The following is a 7,127-nucleotide window of genomic DNA, read 5'->3' on the forward strand; positions in this document are numbered from 1 at the left end:
AAGCCCCCTGACTCTATATGATTGGTTTCATTATTTATCTGATTCCGGTTTACCGCGGAAGCGCCGCGTCCAGCGCCTCCTGAACGGTATTGACGCCGATAATGTCCATTCCCTTGGGCGGACTCCAGCCCTTCAGGGACTTCTGCGGGACAATGACCCGCTTGAAGCCCAGCTTCTCCGCTTCCTTGACCCGCTGGTCTACCCGGGAGACCCCTCTGACCTCGCCGGTCAGTCCGATCTCTCCAAAGATGGCATCGAAGGGCTGGGTCGGACAATCCCGGAAGCTGGAGGCAATGCTCACGGCCACGGCCAAATCCACAGCCGGCTCATCCAGCTTCACCCCGCCGGCCACATTGAGATATACATCCTGGGTTTGCAGAAAAAGCCCGTTGCGTTTCTCCAATACGGCAATGATCAGGGACAGCCGGTTATGGTCAAAGCCGGTGGCCATCCGCCTGGGCGACGGGAAGTTGGTGGGACTGACCAGCGCCTGCAGCTCCACCAGCACCGGACGGGTTCCCTCCATGCTGGCTACAACCGTGGAGCCGGCTACCCCCAGAGGCCGTTCGGACAGGAACAGCTCCGAAGGATTATTCACTTCCACCAGCCCCGTTTCCCTCATTTCAAAAATGCCGATTTCATTGGTGGACCCGAACCGGTTCTTCACCGCCCGGAGGACCCGGTAGGTATGATGCCGTTCCCCTTCAAAATAAAGCACGCAGTCCACCATATGCTCCAGCAGCCGCGGGCCGGCAATGGCCCCTTCCTTGGTGACATGTCCGACCAGAACTGTAGCAATGCCCTTGGATTTGGCAATCCGCATAAAATGGGCGGTGCATTCCCGCACCTGGGATACGCTGCCGGGTGCAGACGAGATGGACGGGTGGAACACGGTCTGGATGGAGTCGATCACCAGAAAATCCGGTTCAATTTCGTCGATGGCCAATAGGATGGCGTCGATATTCGTCTCGCAAAGCACGAACAACAGCGGTGAAACGGCGCCCAGCCGGTCCGCCCGGAGCTTGGTCTGCCGGGTGGATTCCTCGCCGGAGATATACAGCACCTTCAGCCCTTTGCGGTTCAGTTCAAAGGAGGTCTGCAACAGCAGGGTGGATTTGCCGATGCCGGGATCGCCCCCCACCAGGATCAGCGAGCCGGGAACAACGCCTCCGCCCAGCACCCGGTTCAGCTCCGCATTGTCCGTAACAATCCGCGGTTCCTTGGCACTTTCTATATGTATGATGGAAACCGCCTTTTCTTGCGGAAGAGCGGAAACGGATGTATGAATGCCGGCCCGCTGCGGCGCTTCCATTTCCTCCACAAACGTGTTCCAGCCTTGGCAGCCCGGACATTTGCCCAGCCATTTGGGCGTTTCGTAGCCGCATTCGGTACATGTAAATTTCGTTTTTAGTTTAGCCATATTTTCGGATTTCCTGCACTTTCTTTGCTTAATTCCGTTCAACTTGACATAAGCTTAAGTTTACCATTTATTTGAATCGCCGTCCATGAAACCCAAACGACCTCTCTATTATCTGATTCGGCAAATCCCGACAAAAAATAAAGCCCCTTGCACACGGGATGGCTCCCTTTGTGCAAGAGGCTTTGAGGGTGCTATGCGCAATTAGCTGCGGACAACCACCAGTTCCCCTTCTTTTTCATCGATGACCAGATGGTCGCCCTTGGTAATGTTGCCCTTGAGGAATTCCTCGGACAACCGGTCTTCGATATGCTTCTGAATGGCGCGGCGCAAGGGTCTTGCCCCGTATGTCGGGTCATAGCCTTCCTTGGCCAGGAACTTCTTGGCGCTGTCGGAGAGCTCGAAGTCCACCTCTTGCTCCTTTAGGCGCTTGCGCAGCTCCTCAGCCATCAGAGTCACGATTTGGGCGATGTGCTGTTCGTCCAGGGAATGGAACACGATCATTTCGTCCATCCGGTTCAGGAACTCCGGCCGGAAGCTCTTCTTCAGCTCCGTCAGCACCTTGTCTTTCATATTGTTATACTCCCTGCTGGTATCGGCAATGGCTGCGGTGAAGCCCAAGGAGCTCTGCTTCTTGATGGTATCCGCCCCCACGTTGGAGGTCATGATGATCAAGGTGTTGCGGAAGTCCACTGTCCGTCCCTTGGAATCGGTGAGCCGGCCGTCCTCCAGCACCTGCAGGAGGATGTTGAACACCTCGGGGTGGGCCTTCTCGATTTCATCCAGCAGCACCACGGAGTAAGGCTTGCGGCGGACCTTCTCGGTGAGCTGGCCGCCTTCCTCGTAGCCCACATACCCCGGAGGCGCTCCCACCAGACGGGAGGTGGAATGCTTCTCCATGTATTCGGACATATCGATGCGGATCACCGCGTTTTCGTCGCCGAAGAGGGCTTCAGCCAAGGCGCGGGCCAGCTCGGTTTTGCCGACGCCGGTGGGGCCGAGGAAGATGAAGGAGCCCATGGGGCGCTTCGGGTCCTTCAGACCTGCGCGGGCCCGGCGGATGGCGCGGCTGACGGCCTTGACGGCTTCATCCTGGCCGATTACCCGGTCATGCAAGATGTCTTCCATCTTCAGCAGACGCTCAGTTTCCTCCTCCGCCAGCTTGCGGACAGGAACTCCGGTCCAGCTTGCCACGATTTGGGCGATATCGTCCGGCGTCACCACGGAATCGGTACGGCCTTGCTTTTCCTTCCACTCGTTGCGGGTAGATTCCAGCTCCTCACGAAGCTTCTGCTCCGTATCCCGGAGGGCGGCCGCCTTCTCGAACTCCTGGCTTTGTACGGCGGAGTCCTTTTCCTTCCGGACATCCTCCAGCTTTTGCTCCAATTGCTTCAGGCTGGGCGGTACAGTGTAGGATTTCAGGCGGACCTTGGAGCCTGCTTCGTCAATCAGGTCGATAGCTTTATCCGGCAGGAAGCGGTCGGTGATGTAGCGGTCCGAAAGCTTCACGGCCTGTACGATCGCCTCATCGGAAATCTTCACCCGGTGATGGGCTTCATAACGGTCGCGGAGTCCGTACAGAATTTGCACAGCCTCCTCCGGAGTGGGCTGATCCACCGAAATCGGCTGGAACCGGCGCTCCAGAGCGGCATCCTTCTCGATATATTTGCGGTATTCATCCAGCGTGGTAGCGCCGATGCACTGCAGCTCGCCGCGGGCCAAGGCAGGCTTCAGGATGTTGGAGGCGTCGATGGCGCCCTCCGCTCCGCCTGCGCCGATCAGGGTGTGCAGCTCGTCGATGAACAGAATGATATTTCCGGCTTGACGGATTTCGTCCATGATTTTCTTCAGACGGTCCTCAAATTCGCCTCTGTACTTGGTGCCTGCCACCACAGAGCCCATATCCAGAGTCATGACCCGCTTATCCCGCAGGGTTTCGGGAATTTCATTGTTAATGATCTTCTGGGCCAACCCTTCGGCAATGGCAGTTTTACCCACGCCCGGTTCGCCGATGAGCACCGGATTGTTTTTGGTGCGGCGGCTCAATACTTGAATCACCCGCTCAATTTCCTTGCTGCGCCCGATTACCGGGTCCAGATGGCCTTCCTTGGCGCTGGCCGTCAAGTCGCGGGCCAAACCGTCCAGGGTCGGCGTGCTGACATTGGCCGGTGTGCCGTGATTGGTGGAGACGGCTTCGCTGGAGCCCAGAAGCTGCAGCACTTGCTGGCGGGCCTTGTTGAGGCTGACGCCCAGATTATTCAATACCCGGGCAGCCACGCCTTCGCCCTCGCGGATCAGGCCCAGGAGGATATGTTCAGTGCCCACGTAGGTATGGCCGAGCTTGCGGGCTTCATCCATCGAAAGCTCAATGACCTTTTTAGCCCGGGGCGTGTAGGCAATATTGGTGGGCTGCTCTTGCCCGCGGCCAATCAGGGATTCCACCTCGTCCTGAATCTTCTCCAGGCCCAAGCCCAGGGAGATCAGCGCCTTGGCGGCAATGCCTTCCCCTTCCTTAATCAATCCAAGCAAAATATGCTCTGTACCGATATTGTTGTGCCCCAACCGCACAGCTTCTTCTTGTGCCAAGGCCAATACCTTTTGGGCACGCTCCGTAAATCTGCCAAACATCATCGTGAACACCTCCAAATAGAGTAATCGGCTTTCATTTATTTCTGAGCCAAGTGGCTGCGGATCAGCTCCGCCCGCCGGATGTCCCTGCCCTCCGGCGAAAGCTTCTCGCCGAAATGCTGCTGCAGGAAGGCCGGCTGAGTCATCACCAATAGCTCGTTTAACGCGGTTTTGCTGACGTTCTGGACCATTCCCAGGTCAACCCCCAGCCGCACATCGGATAACCGCTGGGCCGCCTCCTTGGAGTCCATAATGACAGCGTTGGTTAGTATGCCGTAGGATCTGCCTATCCGGTCCTGCATCCGCGCCTTGGATTCCACTGCCAGAATCTGCCGGGCGCTGCGTTCATGCTCAATGATTTGTTTGACCACGCTGTGCAGATTATCCAGAATCTCCTCTTCCGACTGGCCAAGGGTAATTTGGTTTGAGATCTGGAAGAGGTTGCCCACCGCTTCGCTGCCCTCGCCATAAATCCCTCTAACGGCAAGCCCCACCTGGGTAATGGCCTGCAGAATCCGGTTAATCTGCTGGGTAAGCACCAGGGCCGGGAGATGGATCATGACCGATGCGCGAATCCCCGTTCCCACATTGGTGGGACAGCTGGTCAGGAACCCCCGCCGTTCATCAAACGCATACTCCAGCACCTCTTCAAAACGGTCATCCACCTCATTGGCTATCTTCCAGGCCTCCTGAATCTGAAAGCCGGAAGCGAGGACTTGAATCCGGATGTGATCCTCCTCATTCACCATAATACTGATGGATTCCGATTCGTTCAACAAAACTGCCCCGTTTTGCGACTCATTGGCCAGATTGGGGCTGATCAGATGTTTTTCCACCAGCACCTTCTTCTCCAGCTCAGACAGCCCGGAGAGCGGAATCATCTCGAAGGCTCCCTCTTCCTGAAGAGTGTCCGCCTCGTGGAGCTGCCTGATTTTGTCCAGCACCTCACCGGATTGGGACTTGGTAGCCAGCATAGGAAAGGGGTACCCGTTCAAATTGCGCGCAATTCTGACTCTGCTGCTGATGACGATATCCGAATCGGGGCCCTCGCCCTTCATCCATTCCGTCAATGCCTGCTCGAAAAATCGCCGGGAAACCATACCCTTGATTCCTCCCATTTTACAAGCCGGAGGTTTGACGCTCCAGCTCTTTGATCTGATCCCGGATTTTCGCAGCGGCTTCAAAGTCCTCATGCTCCACCCGGTGAACCAATTCCTTCTTCAATCGTTCCAGCTCCCGCCTTACCTGGATCTTGCCTCCGGTACGTTTGGGCACCTTGCCCGTATGCACGGTATTCCCATGAACCCGTTTGAACAGCGGGTCCAACCGCTCATCAAAATATTTATAGCATTCGCTGCAGCCAAAACGGCCGAGCTTGCTGAATTGCGAATACGTCAGCCCGCAGTTCTCACACCGCGGCGGCGCTTCCTGCCGGCGTTGGCCTCCGGTGGCCGGTTCAAAATCGAGCAGACCGGACAGCAGATTGTGGATGGAAAATCCGCCCGCCGTTCCCGGGATCATCTCGCCCTTTTCCCTGGCACAGGATTCGCAGATGTGAAATTCCGTCTTCTCTCCATTGACAATCTTGGTAAAATGCAGGGTTGCCGGCTTCTTGCCGCATTCCTGGCAAATCATGAGAGCGTCCTCCCTTTCCTCATGGACTCAACAAGGCAATAAGCATTGCCTTCAGCAGCTTGGCTCTGATTTCATCCCGAAATGGAAGCTTGATTTGAAGCGCGTCTCTGGATATCGCAGCACGGATAAGGTTCGCTTCCCGGCTCGAGATCTGCTTGCCCTCCTCCAGCTGATAAACCAATCCTTCAGCACACGTCTGGTCAATGGCCTCGCCAATGGTCTGGAAAATGTGGTCAAGAATTTGCCCCCTGGACGACAGCTCCACCTTCTGAATCCGGATGTAACCGCCGCCGCCGCGCTTGCTCTCCACCACATATCCTTTTTCGAGAGTAAACCGGGTGCTGATGACGTAATTGATTTGGGAAGGCACACATTGAAACTCATCCGCCAGGTCGTTGCGCTGAATCTCAATGATCCCCCCCGGGCTCTGCTGGAGAATACGCTTCAGGTAGTTTTCTATGAGTTCCGAAATATTTCTCATCCCTCATCCCCTATTCCCGCAGCTTTTTTGGAGTTGACTTTGACTTTCTTTGACCTTGTAAATATTATAGCACCATTTTCTAAATTATCAAATCATTTTGGGGGTAATGTTGCAGATGAAGCAGATGAAGTTGCGAAGGCCCTCCTGCACGCTACCCACAGTATCTCCTGAAGCCTTGAAGTTTATGGCGGGAAGGGTTTGCCACCGCATTCTATGCACCGAGGCAGAGGGAGCGGCATGAAGCCGGGGTTAAAATAATGCCGCGGCGGCCCTAATGAAGGGTAACGCTTAGGACTGCTTGTGTTGCATCCCCAGTTGTGGCGGCTAACGGAAGTGAGCACCCTTATGGGGCCGTTTGGGGCCTGTTTTAAAATTTAACGGAAGCAGGAGCCCTTATTGGCCCGGATGAGAGCCACTTGGGGCCCGATTGGCTCAAATAGCGGCGCTGGCTCCCGTTAGAATTTTTCACCCCCTATTTTTAGCCAAATAGCGGCTCTCACTTCCGTTAGAGTCCCTCCTGGGAGTTGTACCCCTCACCAGGGATGAAGACGGCCAGGGGTACAGCATTGTTTTGTATAAAGCGGCGTTTGAAGGTAGCGTCTATCCTTGTTCTACCGCTAAACCGAGCGACTCTTAGAAGCCGAATGAGTCGATCAGAAGGGGAACTGTGCCTCCTAAGAGCGTATAAATTCCGTTAGAGTCGGAAAAAGCCCGCTTACAGCGGTTAAAAGGTCCGGTAGATTCGTCCACGGCCTCATGACCATTCACTTCCGCGGACGTTAGCGGCACAACAAAAAAGACCCCCCAGCGTGAGCTAAGAGATCCATTTACGCTTGGCAAAACGTCCTTCCGCACCCTACCCGCCGCCGCAGGCGTCCAGCGAAGCGCGGGTGGTCGGTGTCTGAACCTTCCGCTTGGGCCGGGCCAGCTTCTCTGCTCTTGCTTCGATGGGAAGGGTCGGACGCA

At 55.9% G+C, this 7,127-nt stretch carries 5 protein-coding genes; all 5 read right to left on the reverse strand.

Annotated elements, in window-relative coordinates:
* Positions 1-49: 49 nt before the first annotated feature.
* A complete protein-coding gene (gene radA, locus DQG13_RS23940; protein WP_113022699.1) occupies positions 50-1,420 on the reverse strand; it encodes a DNA repair protein RadA in 1,371 nt (456 codons plus the stop codon).
* A 201-nt stretch (positions 1,421-1,621) separates the two neighbouring features.
* Positions 1,622-4,048 (reverse strand): ATP-dependent protease ATP-binding subunit ClpC, encoded by a 2,427-nt coding sequence (clpC, locus tag DQG13_RS23945; RefSeq protein WP_113022700.1) that lies wholly within the window; start codon positions 4,046-4,048, stop codon positions 1,622-1,624.
* Positions 4,049-4,083: 35 nt separating this feature from the next.
* Positions 4,084-5,145 (reverse strand): protein-arginine kinase McsB, encoded by a 1,062-nt coding sequence (gene mcsB, locus DQG13_RS23950; RefSeq protein ID WP_113022701.1) that lies wholly within the window; start codon positions 5,143-5,145, stop codon positions 4,084-4,086.
* Positions 5,146-5,164: 19 nt separating this feature from the next.
* Entirely contained in the window at positions 5,165-5,680 is a 516-nt protein-coding gene (gene mcsA, locus DQG13_RS23955) for a protein-arginine kinase activator protein McsA (RefSeq protein ID WP_113022702.1), read from the reverse strand.
* A 19-nt stretch (positions 5,681-5,699) separates the two neighbouring features.
* Positions 5,700-6,161, reverse strand: a complete 462-nt coding sequence (locus DQG13_RS23960; protein WP_113022703.1) for a CtsR family transcriptional regulator — start codon at positions 6,159-6,161, stop codon at positions 5,700-5,702.
* Between the last annotated feature and the right edge of the window lie 966 nt (positions 6,162-7,127).

The sequence above is a fragment of the Paenibacillus sp. YN15 genome, from assembly GCF_003285005.1.
Lineage (GTDB): Bacteria > Bacillota > Bacilli > Paenibacillales > NBRC-103111 > Paenibacillus_AR.